Source organism: Acinetobacter sp. NRRL B-65365 (genome assembly GCF_001605865.1).
GTDB lineage: Bacteria > Pseudomonadota > Gammaproteobacteria > Pseudomonadales > Moraxellaceae > Acinetobacter > Acinetobacter vivianii.
Window position 1 is genome coordinate 51,224 of record NZ_LRPD01000015.1, and the last position, 26,397, is coordinate 77,620.

The following is a 26,397-nucleotide window of genomic DNA, read 5'->3' on the forward strand; positions in this document are numbered from 1 at the left end:
TAGATTAAAATAATAATCCAAATGGATTAAATTTCAAGCGATTTACAATTTATGTCAAAAATAAAACTTAGCTGATTGAATTTTTTAACTTTTTAAATAGTCATTTTAGGTGCTTGATTGAGAAAATAATCTCTTTCTTAACCACAAAGACACACTGACTAATGCAATCAACACAGGAACTTCAACCAATGGGCCAATCACCGTTGTAAAAGCCACAGGTGAAGCCAAGCCAAATGTTGCAATCGCAACAGCAAGGGCTAGTTCGAAATTATTCCCCGCAGCGGTAAAAGATATTGCTGTTGTTTTGGGATAATCATTCCCCATCCATTTGCTCATAAAAAAGCTAATGAAGAACATTACAACAAAGTAAATTGTCAGCGGAATCGCAATACGGATCACATCTAAAGGCAGGCCAATCACCTCACCACCTTTCAGGCTAAACATAGCGACAATCGTGAACAGCAAAGCCAATAAACTAAATGGACTAATCTTGGGAATAAAATGGTGCTGATACCATTCCAGCCCTTTAGTTTTCACCAAAACCAAACGAGTCATAAATCCAAGAAAAAATGGAATCCCTAAATAAACCAGTACGGCATGGGTAATTGTCCAGAAATCGACATGGATCACTTGTCCTGCAATACCAAAATACGGCGGTAAGACACTCAGAAACAACCAGGCATAGGTACTAAAAAATAGAATCTGAAACACACTATTAAAGGCCACAAGAGCAGCGACATACTGGTTGTCACCACAAGCCAAATCATTCCAGACCAAAACCATCGCAATACAACGCGCCAAACCAATAAGAATGAGCCCCGTCATATATTCAGGATAATGATGCAAAAAAATAATCGCCAGACCAAACATCAAGCTTGGTGCAATCAGCCAGTTCTGGATCAAAGATAAGCTCAACGTCTTTTTATCTTTAAATACCTCGGGCAGGCTTGCATAGTCCACTTTTGCCAAAGGAGGAAACATCATCAAAATCAGTCCGATTGCAATCGGAATATTGACCGAATCAACATGCATCCGATCCAGAGCAATAGAGGCTTGTGGGAAAAATACACCTATTGCAACGCCTAAGCCCATTGCAAGAAAAATCCACGCGGTCAGATGACGATCTAAAAAGGATAACTTTTTCATAGGTTTTATTCGCAACAGCTTTTGCGATCTAAGCGGTGTAATTGAGGGAAAATTGTTGTGTGCTGTAACTTCAAAACGTCGAAGATTTCGTTACACCAACTTGGTAAATGGGCCGCAATACTGTAGTACACCCATTGTCCCTGACGGCGATCTTGCAATATTCCACTTGCACGTAATAAAGCTAAATGGCGAGAAATCTTTGGCTGACTTAATTGTAATTTTTCAGTTAAATCACAGACGCATAATTCTTTATGCTCCGCAACGAGCATCACAATACTCAGCCTTGTTTCATCCGATAAGCATTTAAAAAAATTGACGGCATCCATCTCTATCTCCGACTTAAATTATTCATTTCATTCAACAGGGTTTACTGGATACGCTGTCCATTTTCATCAATGATCTGCTCGCCATCTTCTTTATAGAAAGCACCTTTTTGAGCAAGCACTAAAATATCGAGTACAACTTCTGACGGACGACAAAGACGGGTTCCCGTTGGGGTCACTACAAAAGGACGATTGATCAGAATTGGATGCTCAAGCATAAACTGGAGCAGTTGTTCATCCGTCCAGTCATCACGATTCAAGTTCAGTGCATGATAGGGCTCGACATTTTTTCGAATCGCATCTCGTACAGTTAACTGCGCATCCTGAATCAGTTGTACCAATTCATTTTGTGTCGGGGGATGAATTAAATATTCAATGATGGTGGGTTCAATTCCAGTATTTCGAATCAACGCCAAGGTATTACGTGAGGTTCCACAAGCGGGATTGTGATAAATCTTGATTTCTGCCATGAGAAAGACATCCAAAGAATAATATAATCTTTATATATGATTCTCCATATATATGCAATTCCATATATTTTGATTTTGATTATTTCTAATCAAATCAATCCTCCTCACCTTTTTGGGCCAGACGCTTTATAGAAAATTGATCATTTTGGAATATAAGTTAAGCGAATGAGTCACTGAGCTGCGGCACTTTTTCTTCTAATATGCCGCTACTGAATAGTAATAGCTTAACGTTTTAGGTTCACAATGACTCAATTACCAAAAGCGAAACGTACTTTGTTGAGTACACAAACGGCGAAAAGAATTTTGCATAGCAGTAAAGGCCACCAAGCACGTCATATCTTTTCAAATGCTGTAGATCGTGTCTTTCGTGGACAACAACTTGCCCTTTCAGGCAAGACACCTTTTGACATCGTCTATCAACGTGAAATTATCAGCTTGCGCCACTACACCACGGATCATACGACAGCAAAACATCGAATTCCTCTCGTCATTGTGCCTCCCCTTGCAGCCAACATGCTGATCTATGATTTATTTCCAAATCGTAGTTTAGTCCGTTATTTTCTTGCACAAGGTTTTGATGTTTATTTAATTGATTGGGGTACGCCGAGTCTGCGACAGGCAAAATATAATCTCGGTACTTATGTCAAAACCTTTATGCCAGATTTTATTGAACAGATCCGCCAGCATAGCGGTCAACAACAACTTTCACTCTATGGATGGAGTTTAGGTGGTGCACTTTCGCTTTGCTACACCTCTCTCTTTAAAGATAAGAATATTCAAAATATCGTGATTCTAGCATCACCCATTAATACGCATAAATCAGGTTATATGGGCAAGTTTTATCAAAAACTGACCGCACCCGCGCAATGGATTCGTAGCAATACCAAGTTCCGTATCTATCAGGTGCCTAGTCGCGTCTTCCATATCCACGGCTGGCAAAATACCTTGGGATTTAAACTGACCGATCCGATTGGAAACTTTAAAAATTACTGGGAACTGGTTAAAAATCTGAATGACCGTCAGTTTGTGATTAATCACGCTACTTCCAGCTCTTTTGTCGACAATATGCTGGCTTACCCTGGGGGCGTCATGCGCGATATCATTTTACGTTTCTGGATTGATAATGAACTTTCCACAGGAATGGTTAAATTCGGCGAGCAAACCGCGAATCTAAAAGATATTGATTGTTCGGTACTGGCAGTGGGTGGCAGCACCGATATTATTGTGACTGCTGAGGCGGTACGTCCGCTGATGGATTTAATTAGCAGTACCGATAAACAATTTGAAATCGTCCCTGGCGGACATATGGGACTTGTCTCAGGTAATCAGGCACCCCATTCCGTTTGGCCCGTGGTGACCAAGTGGTTGGCACAACGTTCTGATTAATCATTTCAGCAAGATCAGGCTGTAAGGTTTAAATAAACCGAGCAGCCTATATAGATAATTCAGGCAAAATGCTGCTGGCGATGCAGCACCAGACTTTCAACATTTACAGGTGTTCCCAACAGATAGCCTTGTAACTGATTGCAGCCTAAACTGGTCAAGATATCGGCTTGTTGTTGCGTTTCTACGCCTTCTGCGGTCACAGTTAAACCCAGCTTTGCAGCTAAATGGATAATGCTTTCTAAAATCGCTTCTTCTTTTGAATTCGGCTGCAAGTCAATCAAAAAGCCCCGATCAATTTTAAGCTCATCCACAGGTAAATCTTTTAAATACAGGAAACTCGAATAACCTGTCCCAAAATCATCAATGGCGATACGAATCCCTAACTTCCGCAAGCGTTCCAAAGTACGGATACTGGAATCAATATGATGCATCGCTGTTGATTCGGTAATTTCAAGGATCAAATGATGTGGCTGGATTTGATATTGCTCGAGCAGTTGTTCCAGTACACTAAATAACTTTTTATTTTCAAACTGAAGGGCCGACAGATTGACTGCTATCGGGTAAAACGCACTGTTATTTCGTTCCCATTTCTGGATCTGCTGACATGCTTGCTCGAGTGCCCAGTATCCCATTGGAATAATCAAACCAGTTTTTTCTGCCCCTTCGATAAACATTTGCGGCGTTAACAATCCTAGACTTGGATGTTTCCAACGAATCAAGGCTTCGACACCACAAACTTCATAGTTAGCCGTAAATTTAGGCTGGTAAAATAAAACAAATTGCTGCTCATCGACCGCTTTATATAAATCATTAATCAATTTGGACTGACTGCGGACATCGTGCTGGTCAGACATTGAGTGGAACATGGTATAGGTATTGCGGCCCTGCTCTTTGGAGATCAGCATCGCGACATCAGCATTAATTAAAATGTCCTGCACATTTGTGGCATGTTCAGGATACATGGCAATCCCGACACTGGCAGAGATATTGATATCTTTGGTCGCAATTAAATAAGTTTCCTGAATGTAATGCAGAATATTTTCTGCAAGCTGCATCGCTTCATTGATATCCGTATTTTCGGCAATTAAGACAAACTCATCACCACCAATCCGGAACAGCTTATGGCGGCTATTGTCTAATTTATTATGCAAACGGTTCGCCATCTGAATCAGAAGCTGATCACCAATATGATGCCCAAAAGCATCATTCACCGACTTGAAACGGTCTAGATCGATATATAAAAATGCCGCTTTTTGTTCATGCAGACGATGGTGACTAAATACGACTTCAGCATAATCAGTTAGGAATAAACGATTGGGTAATTTTGTCAGTGCATCATGTAAGGACTGTGTGGCCAACTCTTTATTAATTTTTGTGAGCTGTTCATTGCGTTCTTCCAAACGAGCTTCCAACACAGCAACTGCAAAACCAGCAACAAAAACCAGACTGGTAATAAAAATAATGGTAAAGAGTAAGACGCTTTGTTCGGTCTGATCCGAGGTCAGGATTTGAGCCAGACTTTCATCAAAATAGGTGGCTGCCATGCCCGTATAATGCATGCCAACAATACTAAATGCCATCAGGACAGCGATGATTGCTTTAAGTAAAGTTCGATATTTGACAGCGCTTTTATATTTGAAAATGAAAAAGAAACTTAAACCAGAACCACTAATCGCAATCAGTACCGAGCAAATCACCAACAGTGGATCATAATGCATGCGGTGGTGTTCAACCGTTAACGCCAGCATGCCGGTGTAATGCATACCCGATATTCCAAGGCCCATAAAAACGGCACCGAGAATCAAACGGGGCAACGGTAACGTGGGTCGTGAGGTTAACCATACTGCAAAAATGGAAGCCACCGCACCCACCAGATAGGACAGTACAGTTAAATTAACATCAAAATGATACCCTTCTGGCAAATGGCTAGCCAGCATTCCCACAAAGTGCATTGACCATATCGCTAATCCCAAGATTAGCCCACTCGCCACTAAAATGCTTTTTTCAAATTTTTTATAAGCAACTTTAAAAACGAGTTCTTCCATTGAAACTGCAGCATAGCATGTCGCTATTGCAACCAAAATGGAAACGATGACCAATGTGCTATCGTAATCAACGTGAACCATAAAGGACTTCCATGATTATTCAGTACTTTTTTTTATTTGATGAGCAAAAATGCTCGAAATCCGAACGACCTTCCACACCCCAAAAAGCAATGAATCTGTGATTCATAAACTTTCCTTAACAATAGCATCATCTCACATAAGGTCAAGTCCTTTTCACTTTATAAATCAATAGAATAAAAGCAAATGTTAAATTCAAACCGATGAAAAACCTTATTTTTTTATTTCAACTATTTCCTAGAGACCCATTTATCTTTATCAGCGTTTATTTAATTTTCACTTTATTGATTTTTATTTGTTTTCAATCGTATCTCTATGCAAAAATCATAGCGCATTGTTATTCTCAATCAGTGATCAATCTCTCATAAAAAATGCTTAAAACTCAAACAATACTAATCTGATTTTTTGCCCATATTGTTATAACTCTGTATCCAATCACAAAAAAAGCCCTTGCATAAACAAGGGCTTTTTAAAGATTAAACCAAAACTTAGTTTTTCTCTTTATCAACAATCTTGTTTGCTTGAATCCAAGGTACGAAAAAAGATGAAAGCACTGCTTTCATCTTTTTGAGGCACGTAAAGATAAATATAAAAAACCCACTCAAATAGAGTGGGTCTCCGCATTCAAATCAATTGATTCGAGAAATTAGTTTTTCTCTTTATCAACAATCTTGTTCGCTTGAATCCAAGGTATAAACGAGGACTAGCAGAGCACCGCTCTGCCCGAGTGCAAGAGCGAAGTCTTACTTCGCTAACGCACGTTTCAAGCTAAAGAAAAAACTTAGTTTTTCTCTTTGTCTACGATTTTGTTCGCTTGAATCCAAGGTACGAAAAAAAATAAAAGCACTGCTTTCATCTTTTTGAGGCACGTAAAGATAAATATAAAAAACCCACTCAAATAGAGTGGGTCTCCGCATTCAAATCAATTGATTCGAGAAATTAGTTTTTCTCTTTATCAACAATCTTGTTTGCTTGAATCCAAGGCATCATCGCACGTAATTTAGCACCAGTTACTTCGATGCCATGCGCTGCGTTTTGACGACGACGAGCAGTCATTGATGGATAGTTCAATGCGCCTTCCTGAATGAACATCTTCGCATATTCACCAGACTGGATACGTTTCAATGCATTACGCATTGCTTCACGAGACTGTTCGTTGATGACTTCAACGCCAGTTACGTATTCGCCATATTCAGCATTGTTCGATACTGAATAGTTCATGTCAGCGATACCGCCTTCGAACATCAAGTCAACGATTAATTTAAGTTCGTGTAAGCATTCGAAGTAAGCCATTTCTGGTGCATAACCAGCTTCAACCAAAGTTTCGAAGCCCATTTTAACCAATTCAACAGCACCACCACAAAGAACTGCTTGCTCACCAAATAAGTCAGTTTCAGTTTCTTCACGGAAAGAAGTTTCGATAATACCGGTACGGCCGCCACCTACGCCAGAAGCATAAGAAAGAGCAACGTTACGTGCATTACCAGAAGCATCTTGATGGATTGCGATAAGATCAGGAACACCTGAACCACGTTGGTATTCTGAACGAACTGTATGACCTGGTGCTTTCGGTGCAACCATGATCACATCTAGATCTTTACGTGGAACAACTTGGTTATAAAGAATAGAGAAACCATGAGCAAATGCTAAAGTTGCACCTTCTTTGATGTTCGGTTCAATAACGTCACGATAAAGTTGAGATTGGAATTCATCTGGAGTCAAGATCATGACTAAGTCAGCTTGCGCTACAGCAGCTGGAACTTCAGATACTTTAAGACCAGAATTTTCAGCTTTTTTCCAAGATGCTGAACCAGCACGTAAACCAACAGTTACGTCTACGCCAGAGTCTTTCAAGTTAAGTGCATGTGCATGACCTTGTGAACCATAACCAATGATTGCAACTTTCTTGCCTTGGATGATAGATAAGTCACAGTCTTTATCGTAAAAAATTTGCATCTGTTTACTCCGCTAAAATTGTTGTCATTTCCCTTGTTCTGCAAGGACAGATCTTTTGTTCTTCCTCAATTCTTGCAGGATTCCATGAAGAATTGAGGACACGATTAAATTGTTAAAACTTTTTCGCCGCGTGCGATACCTGATACACCAGAGCGAACCACTTCAAGAATGGTATTTTCTGCGAGCGCATCAATAAAACCATCAATCTTTTCAGTCGTACCCGCAATCTGAATCGTATAGGTCGTCGGTGTAACATCTACGATTTGCGCACGGAAGATGTCAGCAGTACGTTTGATTTCCGCACGCGCTGCACCCAATGCCTTGACCTTAATCAGCATCAATTCACGTTCAATGTGTGAACCTTCTGAAAGGTCAACCACTTTTACAACTTCAACCAGTTTGTTGAGCTGTTTGGTGATTTGCTCGATTTTATGATCGTCACCATAAGTGGTTAAAGTCAGACGAGATAAAGTTTCATCTTCAGTTGGCGCAACATTGAGGGTTTCAATGTTGTAGCCACGTTGGCTGAAAAGACCAACAAGACGAGAAAGCGCACCAGCCTCGTTTTCAACGAGTACAGAAATAATATGTCTCATTATGTACGCTCTCCTTTACCTAACCACATATCCTTCATGGACTGACCAGCAACCAGCATTGGGTATACATGTTCAGTACGGTCTACCATGACATTAATGAATACACATTTATCATTAATTGCCATCGCTTCAGCTAATTTAGATTCCAGCTCATCTGCGTGGTTAATCTGAATGCCAACGTGACCATAAGCTTCCATTAACTTGGCAAAGTCAGGTAATGAATCTACATAAGAACTTGAATGACGTCCTTCATAGTTCATGTCCTGCCACTGTTTCACCATGCCCAGCGCCTGGTTATTCAAGCAGAGAATTTTCACATTCAAGCCGTATTGCTTACATGTTGATAATTCTTGAATACACATCTGGATCGATGCTTCACCAGTAATACAAACCACTTGCTGGTCAGGGAATGCAAGCTTTGCAGCCATCGCATACGGTAAACCAACACCCATGGTGCCCAAGCCGCCAGAGTTGATCCATTGGCGTGGACGTTTGTATTTGTAGTAATTGGCACCGAACATTTGATGCTGGCCTACGTCAGAAGTAATAATCGCTTCACCATTGGTCACACGATCAAGTGCTTCAACCACTTGTTGCGGCTTCATCACACCATTTTGGCCTGCTTCGTAACGTAAACCATGTACTTTGCGCCACTCATTAATCTGAGACCACCATTCTGCAATTGCTTCAGGGTTTGGCTTCGATACATTCATCTGTTTCAGCTGCGCTAACATTTCTTGAAGCACTGGCTCTACTGCACCCACGATCGGGATGTGCGCCATAATGGTTTTCGAAATTGCTGCTGGGTCTACATCAATATGAATGACTTTTGCATTGGTACAGAATTTTGCAGGGTTATTGGTTACACGGTCATCGAAACGTGCGCCAATTGCCAGAATTACATCTGCATTATGCATCGCCATATTGGCTTCATAGGTACCATGCATCCCTAACATACCCACGAACTGTGGATCATTGCCCGGGAAAGCACCTAAGCCCATTAAGGTATTTGTTACTGGATAGCCAAGTAAATGCGCCAGCTCAGTCAATAAGCCAGAAGCATTGCCCTGAACAACACCACCACCGGTATAAATGATCGGGCGTTTTGCAGAAATCAGTTCATCAATCGCTTTACGAATTTGGCCTGAATGACCACGTGAAGGCGGCTGATATGAGCGCATCTTCACTTTTTCAGGATATTCGTAGGCAAATTTTTCTGCTGGATTGGTTGCATCCTTTGGAATATCAACCACAACCGGACCCGGACGGCCAGATGCAGCAATATAGAATGCTTTCTTGATAATTGCAGGAATTTCGCTAGCGTGACGCACCTGGAAACTATGTTTTACGATTGGACGAGAAATACCAACCATATCTGTTTCTTGGAACGCATCTTCACCAATCAGATGGCTTGCAACCTGACCAGACAAAATCACCATTGGGATTGAGTCCATGTAGGCTGTAGCAATTGGAGTGACGGTATTGGTCGCGCCTGGTCCTGAGGTAACCAGTACTACACCAGTTTTACCCGTTACGCGTGAGTATGCATCTGCCATATGACCAGCAGCTTGCTCATGACGCACGAGGTAATGGTTAATTTTGTCTTGTTGAAATAGCGCATCGTAAATATGTAATACAGCGCCGCCTGGATACCCAAAAACATGCTCTACGCCTTCGTCCGCGAGGGCACGAACGAGCATTTCACCACCAGATAAAAGTTCCAACGTGATTCACCCTAGTGTTAGCACAATTTATGGGAGACATAAATTGTGTGTTATTCATTAACTTTTGCACTTCTTATAAGTGTGCGTATTCTACTCGTTTTTGCTGTAATAGGAAAAATTTTCTGAGACTCATCAGCCGTATAAACTTGATGACATCTCGAATCAAAATATGCTGGGATAAGCACATTTCAAAAAATCATTCTCTCGGCTAGAAAGAATGTCCATTACAAGCCATGACATTTATTCGAAGGGTGATCAAATAAGCGCATATAAAACTTAAGAAAGCATTCTTGTTTCTTTCATAAGCAAAGTCAAGAACAAAGAAAAGGTTTTTAACGAATATTTTTTAGCTGTTGTTTTTTTAAACACATTTCACGGAATAATTTGGTCTTTTTAAACGTCCTTTTGTCAAAAAACTGTTTTCTTTTTAAGTAAAAATAGGCATTGTAAACGACTCAATTCAGCATTTTGATCGAATATAAACAGCATTCTCTTGGGGAGATCAAATATGAAATCATCTTATTTAAAATCAAGCTTATATACATTAGTAACAACAGCAATATTATTGTGTTCAAGCCAGAACCATGCACAGCAATATTATAAATGGATGGATGCCAATGGCTCGACCCATTACACCACAACACCGCCACCGAAAGGTGCAAAAAGACTGGATAAAGTTTCGACTTATGGCAGCAGTCATCAAGTGAAACAAAATCCTTCTCAGCAGGATAATGCAGCGACTAGCCCAAATACTGCACCCCAAGTACCTCAAGTTCAACCTGAAGTGCCAGCAAATACGGTCAAACCACAAACTCCACCTGCAAACACACCACAATCTGTTCATTAAACCGTGTACTGATCTGCAAGCGACTTCTAAGATAGGTGAGCTTGCAGATAAAATCCCGATCTAAAAACTGACATTTCCTACAATTTTGCGCTATGCTGTGCAGCAATCTTAACTTTACTTTTTTGTTGTATCGCATATCCCTATGACGACTTCTCACATTGACTCCGAATATCAAGCAAGTGCCATTGAGCCTCAAGTTCAACAAGACTGGGACAATCGCAAAGTTTTTAAAGTTGCAGACACTGTAGAGGGTAAACATCGCTATATCCTGTCGATGTTCCCTTACCCAAGTGGCAAGCTGCACATGGGGCATGTGCGTAACTATACAATTGGCGACGTCATTAGCCGCTTTTATCGTTTAAAAGGCGAGACAGTCCTACAGCCAATGGGTTGGGATGCTTTCGGTTTACCTGCTGAAAATGCAGCGATTGCACATCAGGTTGCACCTGCCAAATGGACATTTGAGAACATCGCTTATATGCGTGACCAATTAAAAAAATTGGGCCTGTCTGTCGATTGGGATCGTGAATTTGCAACCTGTACACCAGAGTATTATCACTGGGAACAATGGTTATTCGTACAGCTTTATAAAAAAGGCTTGATCTATCGTAAGCTTTCAACAGTGAACTGGGATCCTGTAGACCAGACTGTTTTAGCCAATGAACAAGTTGAAAATGGTCGTGGCTGGCGTTCAGGTGCATTGGTCGAAAAACGCGATATTCCAATGTACTACTTCCGCATCACGGACTATGCACAAGAATTATTAGATGACCTAGATACCTTACAAGACGGCTGGCCTCAACAAGTGTTGACCATGCAACGTAACTGGATCGGTCGTTCAACAGGCATGGAAATCACCTTCCCTTCTGCCAATCCAGCAATCTATGCTGACGGCTTAACTGTTTATACCACGCGTGCTGACACACTTATGGGTGTGACATACGTTGCGGTTGCAGCAGAGCACCCGCTAGCGCTTAAAGCTGCTGCCCTCCAATCAGAAGCAGGCAACCCTGAATTGGCTGCATTTATTGAAGAATGCCGCATGGGTTCAGTCGCAGAAGCGGATTTAGCCACTGCTGAAAAGAAAGGCATGGCAACAGGTTTGTTCGTAAAACACCCTGTAACTGGTGAAGAGCTTCCAGTCTGGATCGCAAACTACGTATTAATGTCTTATGGTTCTGGCGCTGTAATGGCGGTTCCAGCACATGACGAACGTGACTTTGAATTTGCAAACAAGTTCAATTTGACCATCAAGCAAGTGATTGATGCCAAAGGTGCTGACGATGCAGATTATTCTGCAACTGAATGGCAAGAATGGTATGGCTCGAAAGAAGGCAAACTGGTTAACTCTGGTGAGTTTGACGGTTTAGCATTCCAAGCGGCTTTCGATGCATTCCTCGCAAAATTAGAACCACAAGCTTTGGCAAACGCTAAAGTTCAATTCCGTCTACGTGACTGGGGTGTTTCTCGTCAACGTTACTGGGGTTGTCCGATCCCGATGATCAACTGTAACAGTTGTGGTCAGGTGCCAGTTCCAGAAGATCAATTGCCAGTGGTATTACCGACTGATGTCGTTCCAGATGGTTCTGGTAACCCATTGAATAAAATGCCTGAGTTCTATGAAACAAAATGTCCAAGCTGTGGCGGCGATGCACGTCGTGAAACAGATACCTTGGATACTTTCGTAGAATCATCTTGGTACTATGCACGTTATGCATCACCAGACTTTACCGGCGGTATGGTAAAACCTGAAGCAGCTCAAAACTGGCTTCCTGTGAACCAATATATCGGTGGTGTAGAGCACGCAATTCTGCATTTACTTTATGCACGTTTCTTCCACAAATTAATGCGTGATGAAGGCGTGGTACAAGGTAACGAACCATTTACTAACTTGTTAACGCAAGGCATGGTTTTGGCAGATACGTTCTATCGTGAAGCAGAAAACGGTAAGAAAACCTGGTTCAACCCTGCTGACATCGAATTAGAACGTGATGAGAAAGGTCGTATCCTGTCTGCAAAATATTCAGGTGATGGTCAGGAAGTTGTGATCGGCGGACAAGAAAAAATGTCTAAGTCGAAAAACAATGGTATTGATCCACAAGCGATTATTGATCAATACGGCGCAGATACAGCACGTGTCTTCATGATGTTTGCTGCACCACCAGATCAATCATTGGAATGGTCAGATGCAGGTGTAGAAGGCGCAAACCGTTTCTTGAAACGTGTATGGCGTTTAGCGGCAGGCTTCCTTGAAAAAGGCAATCAAGCGACTGCGATTGATACTGCAAATCTTTCTAAAGACGCGCAAGATTTACGTCGTAAAACGCATGAAACCATCCAGAAAGTGGGTGATGACATCGAGCGTCGTCATGCCTTCAACACCGCCATTGCAGCATTGATGGAATTACTAAATGCCAGCAACAAGTTTGAAGCGAAAGATGATAATGATTCTGCTGTCGCACGTGAAGCGATCACGACGCTTCTTACCTTGCTTGCACCATTTGCACCACATTTAAGTCAAACTTTATTGACTCAGTTTGGTCTGGAACTCACTACAGTTGAATTCCCGCAAGTCGATGAGTCTGCATTAACACGTAATACACAAACGATTGTTGTACAAGTGAATGGTAAACTTCGTGGTAAGTTAGACGTCGCAGTTGATATGTCTAAAGATGACTTATTGGCTCTGGCAAAAGCTTTACCAGAAGTTCAACAATTCTTGACTGGCCCGACCAAGAAAGAAATTGTGGTACCAAATAAACTCGTTAATTTAGTTGTTTGATAGTCCCTTTCAACCTCTCTTTCACTAAAAAAGAGAGGTTCCCTCAATTGAACAAAGAGGGCTTGGGGAAGATGAATAAATAGAGGAATAAATATGCACTTAGCGCAACGTGCAGCTGCTATCGTTCTCACTTTAGGCCTAAGTGCAGGCTTAGTCGGCTGCGGCTTTCATTTGAAAGGAAGTAACCCAACAGCAGCACCATTGGTGTATAACAAGCTGTCTTTAGCCTTGCCTGGCAACACGGGCGAGCTTGAAAACCGACTCAGCATTTACCTCAGTGCAACGGGCGTACAACTCAGCAATGCCAATGATGCCTATGTCCTTCGCATTCTGGATTACACCCCTCGCCGTCAGCTCCTCAACGGTAAATTAACCGAAGTATTATTACGCTTAACCGTGACGTTCCAGATCGAAGATCGTCAGGGCCGCAAGATTACTGAACCGCGTACACTCACCGCTTCTCGTACTTATCAATACGATGTGGCAACGGTAAACACCGATAACCAGCAAGAAGCGTATCTGAACCGTATTGTGATTGATGATGTGGCGCAGCAGATCACACGTCAAATTGCGGCCAATCGTTTACCTAAAGCTCAGCCATAATCACGTATTATGAAACTGGATTATGTTCAAGCCTTAAAACGTGTCAATGAAGCTCGCGGTGCATGGATCATGCATGGACAAGAGCCTCTGCTTGAACAAAACTTGCTTGATGCATTTCGTAAAAGCTGGCAACAACAAGAAGTTGAACGCCAGCGCTACGATATTAGTAGCGTAAATGACTGGAAAAATGTCTTTAATGCGCTGAATAGCCTGTCCTTATTTTCTCAGCAACTTGCGATTGAAGTGCATGGCAATATCAAGCCTGATGCCAATAGCTTGAAACAACTCAAAAGTTATATTCAACATAATGAACATAACCTGCTGTTGATCGTTCTACCGAAACAAGACAGTAGCAGTTTAAAGTCAGCTTTTTTTCAGGTCGTTGAAGCCAACGGCGTGGTTGTACCACTTACCGCAACCTATCCGCAAGATCGACAGCGTATCCTCGCCATTGAAGCAGAAAAGTTAAATATCCAGCTCAATAATGATGCCTGGCAATGGCTCATGCAGCATCATGAACATAATTTGCTGGCTGCCAAAAATAGCTTGATGCGAGTTGCAGATACGTTCCCCGACATTCAACAGATTCAGATTGAACAGCTTTATGCCTGCTTACAAGACCAGTCCCGCTATACCACTTATGATTTAAGTGATGCGGTACTTGCAGGAAATCTGGCCCAATCCGTGAAGATTTATCAGTACCTGATTGCTGCGGGCGAACCTGATAGTCTGATTTTGTGGACACTGAGCAAAGAAATGCGCTTATTGATGCAACTATTCGAGCAACCCCACAATGCGATTCAGCTCGGTATCTGGAAAACCAAAGTTTCGCAATATCAACAGGCCTTACGTCGCTTGAATCCAAGACAGTTCTTAAACTGGCCTGATTTATTATTACGAATTGATGCGTCGATTAAAGGTATGTCAAAAGAGAATGCTGAACATTTGATGTTACAGGCATTGAGTGAATTATGTGGAACAACACTATTTGCCCAACCTGCTTAAAACCAGATAATCGATCTCATCATAATCACAACAGGCATTCACATGTCTTTTCACCTAGACTCCAATCAAATTGAACAAATAAAAAATCTGTTTAAATCAGCAGATAGCCTGATCATCAGCGCTGGTGCAGGCATGGGTGTCGATTCTGGTCTACCCGACTTTCGCGGTAATCAGGGCATGTGGCAAGCTTATCCTGAACTCGGCAAACAGCGCCTTGATTTTACTGAAATCGCCAATCCTGCCGCTTTTAAACAACAACCACATCTGGCTTGGGGATTTTATGGACATCGCTTGGCATTGTATCGGCAGACTATTCCACATGCTGGATTTCATGCACTAAGGCAATTGGCTGAACGCTTGAAACTGCCCTATTTTGTCTTTACGTCCAATGTAGACGGACAATTTCAAAAAGCAGGTTTTGATCCACAATACATTTATGAATGCCATGGCTCGATTCATCATCTACAATGTCTTGCAGCCTGTGAATCCGATATCTGGCCAGCAGATGAATTAACACCAGCAATTGATCATCAGCATTGCCAATGGCAGGGACAACTTCCACGATGTCCTCACTGCGGCAATCTCGCTCGCCCAAATATCTTGATGTTTGATGATTATACGTGGCTCAGTCAGCGTCAAAAACAACAGATGCATCGTCTCACGACTTTTTTAGAAGACCATTATCAACCTATTGTCATCGAATTGGGCGCAGGTACGGCGATACCAACTGTGCGTTATTTTAGCGAGCGTTTTGCCCCTAATATGATTCGAATTAACCCGCGGGAATTTGCACTTCCATCAAAAGGTGGCATTGCCCTTCCCACCTGTGCCGAACAAGGCGCACGCAGTATTTATCAGATTTTTATAGAATAACTGAGCAGGAAAATAGAAAATAATTCTCATTCTAGATTAAAAATATTCACGCTTTATCCTTATTTCAATTTTATACTACATTCAGTTTCTCACTTTTGACCTGCTGCCATGCCAAAAACAACCACTAAAAAAATCCAACCTCGCAAACTCATCATGATTGCTCTCGGTGTGCTTATCATCGCAGCACTCGGATGGATGTTCTTTAAGCCTAAAGCCCAAGCACCGCAATATATCAGTGCTGAAGTTTCTCGCGGAGATATTGAAGACTCGGTATTGGCAACAGGTGTACTGGAAGCCACCAAAATGGTGAGTGTGGGTGCGCAGGTATCCGGTCAGGTGAAAAAGATGTATGTCCAGTTGGGCGACCAGGTTAAACAAGGTCAGCTAATTGCACAGATTGATTCGATTCGTCAGGAAAACGAAAAGAAAACAGCCGATGCCAATATTAAAAACCAACAGGCGCAATTGGCAGTACAGCAAGCCAATCTGGCCAAAGTAGAAGCAGAATATAAGCGTCAGCAGGCCATGTACAGCCAAGATGCAACCTCTCGTGCTGAACTGGAAGCGGCTTTGGCAAACTTTAAAACGGCACAAGCTCAAATTGCATCGATCAATGCACAGATTGAACAATCTCGCTTAACGCTTGCAACAGCTAAAGAAGATTTAGGCTACACCCGCATTGTTGCGCCAATGGACGGTACCATCGTCGCAATCGTGACCGAAGAAGGCCAGACTGTAAACGCCAATCAAACAGCACCAACTATTGTGAAACTGGCAAAGCTCGATACCATGACCATCAAGGCACAGATTTCTGAAGCCGATGTGATGAAGGTTGAAAAAGGCCAAACCGTTTATTTCACTACTCTAGGTAACAGCGACAAGAAACACTACGCGAAATTGCGTCAGGTTGAACCAGCGCCAAACTCGATCAATACTGAAACCACCAGCAGTAACAGTTCATCGACGTCGAATGCAGCGGTGTACTACAACGCATTATTTGATGTCCCGAATGAAGATGGCAAACTTCGTATTGATATGACGGCACAGGTTTACATCGTGCTTGCTGATGCCAAAAATGCATTAACCATTCCAGCAGCAGCAATCCAGACTCAACGCGGTAATCGTAGTGCCAAGGGCGGTCAAGGCAATCGATCAGCAGAACAAGCGAAAAAATCGGATAGTGACAAAGCGCAACGTCCAAAACGTCTAGAGCTGAGTGAAGAAGAAAAAGCGCTTGTTGCACAAGGCAAAGCCTCTACAGGTATGGTACGTGTCTTACAGGCTGATGGTTCAGCACAACCACAACCTGTGTTAATTGGTTTAAACAACCGTGTTACTGCTCAAGTACTTAAAGGCTTGAAACAAGGTGATCAAGTGGTGATTGCCGATGCCTCTGACAGTTCAAATGAAGCTGCAAAACGTAGCAACCAACGTGCAATGAGAATGTAATATGACTCAACATCAAACACATTCATCACAGCCATTGCTTGAGGTCAGCAACCTCACCCGTGAGTTTCCTGCGGGTGAAGGTACTGTCCAGATCCTGAAAGGAATCGACCTCAAGATTTATGCGGGTGAACTGGTTGCGATCGTCGGGCAGTCTGGTTCAGGTAAGTCAACCTTGATGAATATTCTGGGCTGTTTGGACAAACCTACTGCGGGCAGCTATCAGGTCAATGGTCGTGAAACACGTCAGCTAGAGCCTGATGAACTGGCCCAATTACGCCGTGAATATTTTGGTTTTATTTTCCAGCGCTATCATTTACTTGGCGATTTAAGTGCCTCAGGTAACGTTGAAGTCCCTGCGATTTATGCGGGTGTCGACAGTCATCTACGTCAGGAACGTTCTGCTAAATTATTATCAGAACTGGGACTGGAAGAACGTTTACATCATCGCCCAAGCCAGCTTTCAGGTGGTCAGCAACAACGTGTATCCATCGCCCGTGCCTTAATGAACGGTGGTGATGTCATCCTTGCCGATGAACCGACAGGTGCACTAGATAAGAATAGTGGTATTGAAGTGATGCGCATTTTGCGTGAGCTGAATGCCAAAGGCCATACCATTATTCTGGTCACACACGATCTGAATGTTGCGAAAAATGCGACCCGTATTATCGAAATCAGTGACGGTAATATTATTTCAGACCGTGCCAATGTGCCTGAAAATGAAGATAACGATTTAGAACATCAAACGCTGCAACGGACTCCACAGAAAAAAACCTCCGCTTGGCGTTCTTTCTTTGATCGCCTTGGTGAAGCATTCCGTATGGCCTTGCTTGCGATGAATGCACACCGGATGCGAACCTTCCTGACCATGCTCGGAATCATTATCGGGATCGCCTCAGTGGTCTCGGTCGTGGCGTTGGGGAATGGTTCACAAAAGCAGATTCTGGAAAATATCAGTAGTCTGGGAACCAACACCATTACCGTTTATCAAGGGCGTGGTTTTGGTGATAACTCACGTACCTCACAAGCCAAAACGCTGATCCCTGCTGATGCTGAAGCATTGGCAGAACAGCCTTATGTGGATGGGGTCAGTCCTTCAGCCAATACCAGTCTGACGCTGCGTTATAAAGATACTGAAGCCGCAGCGACTGTAAATGGCGTCAGCTCGGATTTCTTCTATGTACGCGGTATGACCTTTAAGTCGGGCCAGCCTTTTGATAAGGCCAGCGTGACACAACGTGCCCAAGATGTAGTGATTGATACCAACACAGAAAAGACCTTCTTTGCTGATGGTACCAATCCTGTCGGTCAGGTGCTGTTATTAGGCAGTGTACCAAGCCGTATTATTGGTGTGATTGATGCACAGCAAGGCTTTATGGGAAGTTCTGACAGCCTGAATGTTTACCTGCCCTACTCGACGGTGATGAGCCGTATGTTGGGTCAGTCCAATGTTCGCAGCATCATTGTGCGTATTAAAGACGAATATCCAAGTAGTGCTGCTGAAAATGCAATTCTGACCTTGCTGGAACAGCGTCACGGCGCACAGGATGTATTTACCCAAAACTCTGACAGCATTCGTGAAACCATTCAACAGACTACAGCCACCATGACCTTGCTGATTTCTGCAATTGCCGTGATTTCGCTCGTGGTTGGGGGAATTGGGGTAATGAATATTATGCTGGTTTCTGTAACCGAACGTACTCAGGAAATTGGGGTGCGTATGGCAGTGGGTGCTCGTCAAAGCGATATTTTGCAGCAATTCCTGATCGAGGCCATTCTGGTCTGTTTATTGGGCGGTGTGCTGGGCGTGCTGCTGTCTTTAGGAATTGGGCAAGTTATTGGTCACTTCGCCAAAGGTGTGATTGAAATGAGTTATTCAACCACCTCGATTGTGGCAGCTTTTGTCTGCTCAAGTCTGATTGGTATTGTATTTGGCTTCTTGCCAGCAAGAAATGCGGCACAACTCGACCCAGTTGCTGCTTTAGCGAGAGAATAACCAGCAAAAATTGATCTCAGAAATAAGATACTCGGGAATGTCATCCGCAACCTGCGTGGTATCAACAAGATATTGTTTCTGTGAGAAGTTAGATAAATGAAAAAATAGAACAGGTTTTGCGGATGACGATGGTTTTGCCTACTTTTCCCGAAATGAGAAACATCGTTTCGTAAGGTAGGCCGAGCCGAAGGCTTAAACTGAAAATGGATGAGAACTCGATAAGACACTGTCTCGATAATCATGCTCTTTCGAATTATTAAGGGAATGACGATCAATGTTATTCAAACAACATAAAATCGCACTTGCACTTTGTCTCAGCACATCATTAGCAGGCTGTTCTGCAGTCGTCAAAACACCCTATAACGCACCATCGGTCCAAGTACCACAACAGTTCCAGTACGATGCACAAAAAAATAGAAATGTGAATCTGACCGATCAATGGTGGACCCTGTTTAATGATGCCCAGTTGAATCAACTAGTCGATCAGGTACTGGCAAAAAATAGTGATTTAAGCGTCGCAGGCATCACCCTGAAACAAGCCCGCTTACAAGCGGATTTGACTGAAAATAAACAAGGCTTGCGTACCAGCTCTACGGTTTCCACTGGTTATATGTACGATTTACGTTCTGGTGATAGTTCTAACCGTGATTTATCCACTAAAGTTGGCGTCAGCTATGAACTGGATCTATTTGGCAAGCTGGCCAACCAAACCGAAGCCAGCCGTTGGGAAGCTTTAGCCACTGAACAAGACTTGCAAGCCACTGCTCAAAGCTTGGTTGGAACAACAGCCAAACTGTATTGGCAATTGGGCTATCTGAATGAGCGCTATCAAACTATTCAGCAAAATTTGGCCTCAACCCAAAAAACCTATTCATTAGTGCAGTCGCAATATAAGGCGGGTGCCGTGTCTGGTCTGGATCTGACTCAGGCAGAGCAATCGGTACAAAGCCAGAAAGCCAGCCTGAGCCAGATTGAACAACAACGTGTTGAAACCCGTACTGCCCTTGCGGTTTTACTGCATGAGCCCGTACAACAATTGAACATCAAGGAACCTGCACAATTACCGCGCAATGCTTTGCCAAGTATCGCTGTCGGCTTACCAGCGGATATTTTATCGCGCCGTCCAGATTTACAGGCCTCTGAATTACGTTTGCGCAAAACCTTAGCCACCAAAGATGCGACTAAAGCCAGCTACTATCCATCGATTAACCTGACCGGAAGTCTCGGCTCTACCAGCACTTCCTTAACCCAACTGTTAAAGAATCCTGCTTTAACTTTGGGTGCGAGCTTAAGTCTGCCTTTCCTGCAATATAACGATATGAAGAAAGATATTGCGATCAGTGATCTTGAGTATGAAAAAGCCATCACTCAATACCGCCAAACGCTATACCAAGCTTTTGCCGATGTGGAAAATGCCTTATCCAATCGGACTCAACTGAATCAGCAAGTTCAACTGCAACAACGCAATGTCGAGCTGGCTGATAAAACTGAACGCTTAACCGAAGTGCGTTATCGCAATGGTGCAATTGCCTTAAAGAATTTACTGGATGCGCAGGAAACCACACGTAATGCCCGACTCAGCTTGGTTGAAACCAAGCAGAATCAATACAATGCGTATGTCACCTTGATGCAAGCACTTGGCGGAAGCCCTGTAAAAGAACTACCGAAACAATAGCCCTAGCGCTATTGTTTTGCGCGCTTATTCTTTCACCAGATCTGGATTATTCTGGATCTGTTGAATACGTTTAATCTTGTCCTGATCATCAAAAACAACTTCATACGAAAGTTTCTGACCATTGAAATACATCTCGGTTGGAGAGCCAATCACTTCCCATAGACCAATGGTGGCAATATCCGCAGTCGTGTGCCATAGCGTACGGCTGATTCTGGCTGCTTTTGAGTAGCCTTGCTGGAAGGTATAAATCTCTTTACGTTCGCCATTCACGGTTTCTGAAGTGACGGGTGCGCCCAATTCAGAAATCACATAATTTCGATGTTTCCCCACCTCTAAAACCGTCATATTCTTTTTATGTGGCTGGTTACTTGCCATCACTGCGGCACAACCTTGCAGTGAAAGAAGAGTGACTAATCCTAAAACAACAGCTATTTTCTTCACGTTTTAACCTACCCCGAAAGCTAAAAAATAATATATTTATCGACATTCTCTTTAGAATTTTCGATTGAACAAAAACCAGCATTAATTAGCATATAAAGTATCTGGTGACAAATGATTAGTTATTTTTTCAATGTCTCGAATATATAGAGTTGGATAGAAAATCAAAGTTTTTATAAAGTGATATTTCACATCGTTTTTTATGTTGACGTAAATATAGCCGTTTTATATGCTGATAAATATAGCTACATCAAATAAAAATCATATTGGTTTATGGCATTTTCATTTTGGTTATGTGGCAAGTCTGCCTTATAACTATAGTTATATTCATAGGGAGATCAGGCTTTGTCGCTAGATATAGCTTACAGTATAGAAGTTGATGATTACGTTGATCCAGATAGAGCATATGACTTTTATTGGTCAGGATTAATTAAAGATAAGAAGAAATTTCTGTGTCCAGGTACTTACTGCTCAGCTCAGGTAACTTGTGCTAACTTGGATGAAGACGTTCAAGATATGAAAATGGTGCCTCACTTTAGGATTTATGGTCCTCATAGTGAGTCCTGTGAAATATTTAATGGTGTCCCTCTTAATTTATGTTATGAAGATGGCGTTCCTATTAAAGAAGAGCGACTCTCTGTTGATAAATCGGTTGTTGATGTATTTCTGTTAGAAAGACCTAGCTCCTACTATGACGAACCGAAAGTAAATAAGTTTTCGAATCAAAAACCAATCAAAAAGTCACAATTTATCAAGCGTCCTACAGATACTATTCTCAGAGAGAATGGCAGTGTAGGAAATATATATTCGATAAGATCAGTTGTGAGCCGTTACATACGTTATAAAAAGGATGAATCATTAGATTATAGACGAGTAAATATAGAGGGGCGAGATGTCCATTATAAAAGCATTTTTAAATGTATCTGGGAGCAGGACTTAGAAACTCTTCCTGATTATCCTGTTATCTACTATGGCTGGGCCTTTATTAACAGGCTGCCTTCAGATTATGGCTACCAAATTAAATTCAAAAAGCATTTCACAAAAGCTGAAGAAGACTACATCACCACAGTCATGATTGGTGATCGTTTGATTGATAGCTATAAGGTTAAAAAACTCATCACCACACGCCTAGAAAAAATTATACAAAAAGAGAAGCCAACTGCCTTTGTTTTCATCTACGGTAAACCTGAAGAAAATGTGTCTCAAAAAGGAGTAAAGTACGCCAACTTTTCCATCACGAACCTTGATATGATTGATATTAACTATGATTGTCCATTGCCAAGAGAATATAACAAATAACTACAGCGAATACCTGCGGCGCTCTTTGAGTTAGGCGTTATAATTTTTTGAATTACCATATCCCCCAAAAAATAAAGCCGCTATAAAAGCGGCTTTATATCAAATAATTTAGATCAATCTAATTATTCATCATCCATCATGCTTTGGCTCATACCAACCGTATTAAAGCCACCATCAACATACATGATTTCGCCTGTAATACCCGAAGCCCACGGTGAGCACAGGAACAATGCAGCATTGCCCACTTCTTCAATCGTCACATTACGTTTTAGTGGCGCAATTTTTTCATTGGCATCTAACATTTTACGGAAAGACTTGATGCCTGATGCTGCCAAAGTACGGATTGGACCCGCAGAAATCGCATTCACACGAATACCATCTACACCCAAACTTGATGCTAAATAACGAACGCCTGCTTCTAACGATGCTTTCGCCATACCCATCACGTTATAGTTCGGCATCACACGCTCAGAACCTTGATAAGTCAAAGTCAACAAACAACCTTGGCGCGCTTGCAGTAATGGTTTAGCCGCACGAGCCATCGCGATAAAGCTATATGCACTAATGTCATGTGCAATTTTAAAACCGTCACGATCGGTTACGTCAGTAAAGTCACCATCAAGCGTATGCGCTGGCGCAAAACCGATTGAATGCACAACACCATCCAGACCATCCCAGTGTTTTGCCAACTCGACAAAGGCATTGTCAATTTCTTGATCAACAGCAACATCACAAGGGAAAACCAAAGTTGAACCAAACTGTGCTGCAAAGTCATCAACACGTTTTTTCAGCTTTTCATTTGGATAAGTAAACGCGAGCTCTGCACCTTCACGGTGTAACGCTGCGGCAATACCGTAAGCAATTGATAATTTACTTGCAATACCGGCAATTAAAAAACGTTTACCAGCTAAAAGTCCTTGTGACATCTTATTCTCACTCGAAAAATTTTCACCACATGATGCCAAGATTCCAGCGCTTGCGGAATTGCATAATCCACCTTTTTTACAATCTTGCATAAAAAAATCGCCTTCACAGGAAGACGATTTGTATTTTTAGTTAAATCACAACTTAATCATCGCCGCGAAGCAGACTCAATAAACGCAGGAATGAGTAATACATCCACACCAAAGTTGCCAATAAGGCAATGGCACAGATCCATTCAAATGCTTTTGGGGCACGTTGAGCAGCGGCATTTTCAATCAGATCAAAGTCCAGAATCAGGTTTAATGAAGCAATCACAGCCACAAAAGCAGCAAAGCCGATACCCAACCAGTTACTTTCAAAGATATAAGGGATGCTCGAACCAAAAGCTAAACGCAAGATAATCTGCACCACAAACACCAGTGCAATGGCGATGGAAGCAGAAATGACAATTGCCTTAAATTTTTCAGTAGCACGAATGATCTGAAATTTATATAAAGCAAACAGTACCAAAGTAGTCACGAAAGTTGCCAATAATGCCTGTAAAGGAACACCGGGATATTTCAACTGGAAAATAAACGAGACGCCGCCTAAAAAAGCCCCTTCAAATAAGGCATAAGGAATGGCCAAAGCAGGTGCGGTATTCGATTTAAATGTGGTAATGAGTGCAAGAATAAGGCCACCGACTGCACCAATAATCGTTGCAGCATAAGCAATCGACAGATTCGCTGTCATCGCACAGTAGAAAAATAAGCCCATCCCTAAAACAGCAGCAATCACCGTTAAAAGTACAGATTTTTGAATCGCACCCTGAATGGTCATTGGCTCAGCCAAATCTTGATAGGTTTCTACCCGCGTTAAAATGGGGTTAGTACTTTGCATGTACGCTCTCTTTTTTATAGTTTGCAATTAAAATCCGAGTTTAAGCGATTTTTTGATCAATCCCAACTATTTTTAGCGCATTAAAAAAGGAGCCAAAGCTCCTTTTATGTATGACTCAAAAATCGATTACTTATCGTTATTCATGATAAAAAAGTATTCACGATAATATTTTAATTCTGCGATCGAATCACGGATGTCATCCATCGCCAAATGCGATGCATTTTTCTTTAAACCGCTCATAATTTCTGGTCTCCAGCGTTTAGCCAGCTCTTTTACAGAAGACACATCCAGATTACGATAATGGAAGAATTGTTCCAGTTCGGGCATCAAACGATGCAAGAAACGGCGGTCTTGGCAAATTGAGTTACCGCACATCGGAGAAGATTTTGGATTGACCCATTTTTTCAAAAATTCGAGTGTTTGCTGTTCCGCATCTTGTGCAGTCAGTTTACTACGGCGAACACGCTCGATCAGGCCAGACTGACCATGTTGCTTGGTATTCCACTCATCCATTGCATTTAGAATCAAATCAGATTGATGTACCGCTAAAACAGGCCCTTCAGCCAAGATATTTAAATGATCATCTGTAATAATTGTTGCAATTTCAATGATCTTGTCATTATCGGTATCAAGTCCGGTCATTTCCAGATCGATCCAAATTAATCGTGTATCAGGGGTGCTGCTCATGGATGGCAATTCTAAAGTGCTTAAAAACATCAATAGTAGCAAATTAATTACATCTTGGCTGTAATTCTATAGCGGCTTCATGCTATTTTTGCGGTCTTCAAAGTGTGGATTTTTTGGGATATGAATGGCTTTAATTCGTAAGCGTCGTTTAACCGAACAACAGCAGCGTCGTATTGAGAAACAGCATAAATCGCGTCAAGACGACATTGACACGTCACAAGATTTAGATGGACTGGTTGTTCAGCATTATGGTCGTCAACTCGAAGTACAAGCCTTGTCCGTGCCTGAACAGCATCCTGAAAAACCACAAGTGGCCGATGGTGAACCAGAACCATTCTGGAAACCGATTGAATTGGACAGTATCTGGCGTTGCCATACCCGTACCAACCTCGAATTACTGGTTACAGGCGATCGGGTGAAATGGCAAGCTGATCCGATTACTGGCTTAGGCATTATCACTGCGATTTATCCAAGACAATCGCTCCTGACCCGCCCCGACCGCTATCACAAGGTTAAGCCTGTGGCAGCCAACATCAGTCTCATCGTCATCGTGTTTGCTCCATTACCAGAACCCGCACCGACATTGATCGACCGCTATCTGGTGGCCTGTGCCGATGCCAATATTCCAGCGCTGTTGGTGTTGAATAAATCCGACTTGCTGACTGAAAATGATCCGATTCTGACCCTGCTCAGTGAATATGAAGCATTAGGCTATGAAACCCTGATTTGCCATTCACGTGGCGATCTCTCTGAACTGTCAGCACGTTTAGACAATGAAACCGTTGCTTTCGTTGGACAGTCTGGTGTCGGTAAAAGCTCGCTGATTAATACTATCGTTCCAGATGCCGCGCAGAAAACCAATGTGATTTCAGAAAACTCGGCACTTGGTCAACACACCACGACATCGACCAGATTGATCAAATTTGGAACAAACGGTGCGCTCATTGATTCTCCGGGAATCCGTGAATTCGGGCTATGGCATCTCAGTCTGGAAAAGGTACGTACTGGTTTTCCCGAGATAGAAACACATCTAGGACTTTGCCAGTTCCGTAATTGCACTCATACCCATGAGAAAAATTGCGCACTGAAACAAGCGGTTGAGGCTGGTGAAATTTTGCCAAGACGTTTGGACAGTTATCTACGTTTAATGGATGAAATTCAGGAAGCCCAGCAAAAAAGTTAATTTTGTTGGACTTTGCCCCTTGAACTAACATTTTTG

General features: G+C 42.3%; 22 protein-coding genes. 11 read left to right on the forward strand and 11 right to left on the reverse strand.

Features of this window, described 5'->3' with window-relative positions; all coding sequences use genetic code 11:
- Positions 1–105: 105 nt before the first annotated feature.
- Genes arsB through arsC form a run of 3 tightly spaced genes read right to left on the reverse strand, consistent with a single transcriptional unit; the run spans position 106 to position 1,939 of the window.
- A complete protein-coding gene (arsB, locus tag AWW72_RS08130) occupies positions 106–1,146 on the reverse strand; it encodes an ACR3 family arsenite efflux transporter (protein WP_062847021.1) in 1,041 nt (346 codons plus the stop codon).
- 5 nt (positions 1,147–1,151) lie between these two features.
- Positions 1,152–1,472, reverse strand: coding sequence for a metalloregulator ArsR/SmtB family transcription factor (locus tag AWW72_RS08135; RefSeq protein WP_062847022.1), 321 nt, complete (start codon positions 1,470–1,472; stop codon positions 1,152–1,154).
- 41 nt (positions 1,473–1,513) lie between these two features.
- Complete coding sequence (gene arsC / locus AWW72_RS08140) at positions 1,514–1,939, reverse strand: arsenate reductase (glutaredoxin) (RefSeq protein WP_062847023.1); 426 nt, start codon at positions 1,937–1,939, stop codon at positions 1,514–1,516.
- A gap of 243 nt (positions 1,940–2,182) precedes the next feature.
- Here arsC and AWW72_RS08145 point away from each other — a divergent pair, with 243 nt between their 5' ends.
- On the forward strand, positions 2,183–3,325 hold the full coding sequence (locus tag AWW72_RS08145; RefSeq protein WP_062847024.1) for an alpha/beta fold hydrolase: 1,143 nt from the start codon (positions 2,183–2,185) through the stop codon (positions 3,323–3,325).
- Between the two features lie 59 nt (positions 3,326–3,384).
- Here AWW72_RS08145 and AWW72_RS08150 read toward each other — a convergent pair whose 3' ends face one another.
- The 4 genes from AWW72_RS08150 to AWW72_RS08165 all read right to left on the reverse strand — a co-directional run bounded on the left by AWW72_RS08150 (position 3,385) and on the right by AWW72_RS08165 (position 9,724).
- Positions 3,385–5,451, reverse strand: coding sequence for a putative bifunctional diguanylate cyclase/phosphodiesterase (locus AWW72_RS08150; RefSeq protein ID WP_005255210.1), 2,067 nt, complete (start codon positions 5,449–5,451; stop codon positions 3,385–3,387).
- Between the two features lie 936 nt (positions 5,452–6,387).
- Positions 6,388–7,404, reverse strand: a complete 1,017-nt coding sequence (gene ilvC / locus AWW72_RS08155) for a ketol-acid reductoisomerase (protein WP_004774488.1) — start codon at positions 7,402–7,404, stop codon at positions 6,388–6,390.
- A 104-nt stretch (positions 7,405–7,508) separates the two neighbouring features.
- Entirely contained in the window at positions 7,509–8,000 is a 492-nt protein-coding gene (ilvN, locus tag AWW72_RS08160; protein ID WP_004655854.1) for an acetolactate synthase small subunit, read from the reverse strand.
- Positions 8,000–9,724, reverse strand: a complete 1,725-nt coding sequence (locus AWW72_RS08165) for an acetolactate synthase 3 large subunit (RefSeq protein WP_004774486.1) — start codon at positions 9,722–9,724, stop codon at positions 8,000–8,002. Before AWW72_RS08165 ends, ilvN begins: the two co-directional genes overlap by 1 nt.
- Positions 9,725–10,232: 508 nt before the next feature.
- On the opposite strand from AWW72_RS08165, the gene AWW72_RS08170 reads away from it, so the two are divergent.
- The 8 genes from AWW72_RS08170 (at position 10,233) to AWW72_RS08205 (ending at position 20,951) form a co-directional block, all read left to right on the forward strand.
- Positions 10,233–10,571: a DUF4124 domain-containing protein gene (locus tag AWW72_RS08170; RefSeq protein WP_062847025.1), complete on the forward strand. Its 339-nt coding sequence runs from the start codon at positions 10,233–10,235 to the stop codon at positions 10,569–10,571.
- A gap of 142 nt (positions 10,572–10,713) precedes the next feature.
- On the forward strand, positions 10,714–13,353 hold the full coding sequence (leuS, locus tag AWW72_RS08175) for a leucine--tRNA ligase (RefSeq protein ID WP_062847026.1): 2,640 nt from the start codon (positions 10,714–10,716) through the stop codon (positions 13,351–13,353).
- 93 nt (positions 13,354–13,446) lie between these two features.
- Positions 13,447–13,956 carry an LPS-assembly lipoprotein LptE gene (locus AWW72_RS08180; RefSeq protein ID WP_047431615.1) on the forward strand — a complete coding sequence of 170 codons (510 nt, stop codon included), beginning with the start codon at positions 13,447–13,449 and terminating at the stop codon, positions 13,954–13,956.
- Between the two features lie 9 nt (positions 13,957–13,965).
- Positions 13,966–14,961, forward strand: coding sequence for a DNA polymerase III subunit delta (gene holA / locus AWW72_RS08185; protein ID WP_062847027.1), 996 nt, complete (start codon positions 13,966–13,968; stop codon positions 14,959–14,961).
- 42 nt (positions 14,962–15,003) lie between these two features.
- The gene (locus AWW72_RS08190) at positions 15,004–15,834 is read left to right on the forward strand and encodes an SIR2 family NAD-dependent protein deacylase (protein WP_062847028.1); all 831 of its coding nucleotides are present in this window, start codon (positions 15,004–15,006) and stop codon (positions 15,832–15,834) included.
- A 108-nt stretch (positions 15,835–15,942) separates the two neighbouring features.
- Positions 15,943–17,283, forward strand: coding sequence for a MacA family efflux pump subunit (locus AWW72_RS08195; protein ID WP_005255224.1), 1,341 nt, complete (start codon positions 15,943–15,945; stop codon positions 17,281–17,283).
- Position 17,284: 1 nt separating this feature from the next.
- Entirely contained in the window at positions 17,285–19,276 is a 1,992-nt protein-coding gene (locus AWW72_RS08200) for a MacB family efflux pump subunit (protein ID WP_062847029.1), read from the forward strand.
- 274 nt (positions 19,277–19,550) lie between these two features.
- A complete protein-coding gene (locus AWW72_RS08205) occupies positions 19,551–20,951 on the forward strand; it encodes an efflux transporter outer membrane subunit (protein WP_062847030.1) in 1,401 nt (466 codons plus the stop codon).
- Between the two features lie 24 nt (positions 20,952–20,975).
- Here AWW72_RS08205 and AWW72_RS08210 read toward each other — a convergent pair whose 3' ends face one another.
- Complete coding sequence (locus AWW72_RS08210; RefSeq protein WP_004774468.1) at positions 20,976–21,392, reverse strand: hypothetical protein; 417 nt, start codon at positions 21,390–21,392, stop codon at positions 20,976–20,978.
- 342 nt (positions 21,393–21,734) lie between these two features.
- On the opposite strand from AWW72_RS08210, the gene AWW72_RS08215 reads away from it, so the two are divergent.
- Positions 21,735–22,688 (forward strand): hypothetical protein, encoded by a 954-nt coding sequence (locus AWW72_RS08215; RefSeq protein ID WP_062847031.1) that lies wholly within the window; start codon positions 21,735–21,737, stop codon positions 22,686–22,688.
- A gap of 122 nt (positions 22,689–22,810) precedes the next feature.
- Here the strand turns inward: AWW72_RS08215 and AWW72_RS08220 are convergent, their stop codons facing one another.
- The 3 genes from AWW72_RS08220 to orn all read right to left on the reverse strand — a co-directional run bounded on the left by AWW72_RS08220 (position 22,811) and on the right by orn (position 25,178).
- Complete coding sequence (locus tag AWW72_RS08220; protein ID WP_032810936.1) at positions 22,811–23,614, reverse strand: enoyl-ACP reductase FabI; 804 nt, start codon at positions 23,612–23,614, stop codon at positions 22,811–22,813.
- Between the two features lie 142 nt (positions 23,615–23,756).
- Positions 23,757–24,491 (reverse strand): Bax inhibitor-1/YccA family protein, encoded by a 735-nt coding sequence (locus AWW72_RS08225; RefSeq protein WP_004774461.1) that lies wholly within the window; start codon positions 24,489–24,491, stop codon positions 23,757–23,759.
- 126 nt (positions 24,492–24,617) lie between these two features.
- Positions 24,618–25,178 carry an oligoribonuclease gene (orn, locus tag AWW72_RS08230; protein WP_032810933.1) on the reverse strand — a complete coding sequence of 187 codons (561 nt, stop codon included), beginning with the start codon at positions 25,176–25,178 and terminating at the stop codon, positions 24,618–24,620.
- 124 nt (positions 25,179–25,302) lie between these two features.
- Between orn and rsgA the strand changes: the two genes are divergently transcribed.
- Positions 25,303–26,361: a ribosome small subunit-dependent GTPase A gene (rsgA, locus tag AWW72_RS08235; protein ID WP_004774457.1), complete on the forward strand. Its 1,059-nt coding sequence runs from the start codon at positions 25,303–25,305 to the stop codon at positions 26,359–26,361.
- Positions 26,362–26,397 lie beyond the last annotated feature (36 nt).

Coding starts and splice junctions, on each gene's coding strand:
- AWW72_RS08195 (WP_005255224.1), top strand. CDS start 15,943: ATGCCAAAAACAACCACTAAAAAAATCCAACCTCGCAAACTCATCATG.
- holA (WP_062847027.1), top strand. CDS start 13,966: ATGAAACTGGATTATGTTCAAGCCTTAAAACGTGTCAATGAAGCTCGC.
- ilvC (WP_004774488.1), bottom strand. CDS start 7,404: ATGCAAATTTTTTACGATAAAGACTGTGACTTATCTATCATCCAAGGC.
- leuS (WP_062847026.1), top strand. CDS start 10,714: ATGACGACTTCTCACATTGACTCCGAATATCAAGCAAGTGCCATTGAG.
- AWW72_RS08220 (WP_032810936.1), bottom strand. CDS start 23,614: ATGTCACAAGGACTTTTAGCTGGTAAACGTTTTTTAATTGCCGGTATT.
- ilvN (WP_004655854.1), bottom strand. CDS start 8,000: ATGAGACATATTATTTCTGTACTCGTTGAAAACGAGGCTGGTGCGCTT.
- AWW72_RS08170 (WP_062847025.1), top strand. CDS start 10,233: ATGAAATCATCTTATTTAAAATCAAGCTTATATACATTAGTAACAACA.
- AWW72_RS08135 (WP_062847022.1), bottom strand. CDS start 1,472: ATGGATGCCGTCAATTTTTTTAAATGCTTATCGGATGAAACAAGGCTG.
- AWW72_RS08225 (WP_004774461.1), bottom strand. CDS start 24,491: ATGCAAAGTACTAACCCCATTTTAACGCGGGTAGAAACCTATCAAGAT.
- AWW72_RS08205 (WP_062847030.1), top strand. CDS start 19,551: ATGTTATTCAAACAACATAAAATCGCACTTGCACTTTGTCTCAGCACA.
- AWW72_RS08180 (WP_047431615.1), top strand. CDS start 13,447: ATGCACTTAGCGCAACGTGCAGCTGCTATCGTTCTCACTTTAGGCCTA.
- rsgA (WP_004774457.1), top strand. CDS start 25,303: ATGGCTTTAATTCGTAAGCGTCGTTTAACCGAACAACAGCAGCGTCGT.
- AWW72_RS08200 (WP_062847029.1), top strand. CDS start 17,285: ATGACTCAACATCAAACACATTCATCACAGCCATTGCTTGAGGTCAGC.
- arsC (WP_062847023.1), bottom strand. CDS start 1,939: ATGGCAGAAATCAAGATTTATCACAATCCCGCTTGTGGAACCTCACGT.
- AWW72_RS08145 (WP_062847024.1), top strand. CDS start 2,183: ATGACTCAATTACCAAAAGCGAAACGTACTTTGTTGAGTACACAAACG.
- AWW72_RS08190 (WP_062847028.1), top strand. CDS start 15,004: ATGTCTTTTCACCTAGACTCCAATCAAATTGAACAAATAAAAAATCTG.
- arsB (WP_062847021.1), bottom strand. CDS start 1,146: ATGAAAAAGTTATCCTTTTTAGATCGTCATCTGACCGCGTGGATTTTT.
- AWW72_RS08150 (WP_005255210.1), bottom strand. CDS start 5,451: ATGGTTCACGTTGATTACGATAGCACATTGGTCATCGTTTCCATTTTG.
- orn (WP_032810933.1), bottom strand. CDS start 25,178: ATGAGCAGCACCCCTGATACACGATTAATTTGGATCGATCTGGAAATG.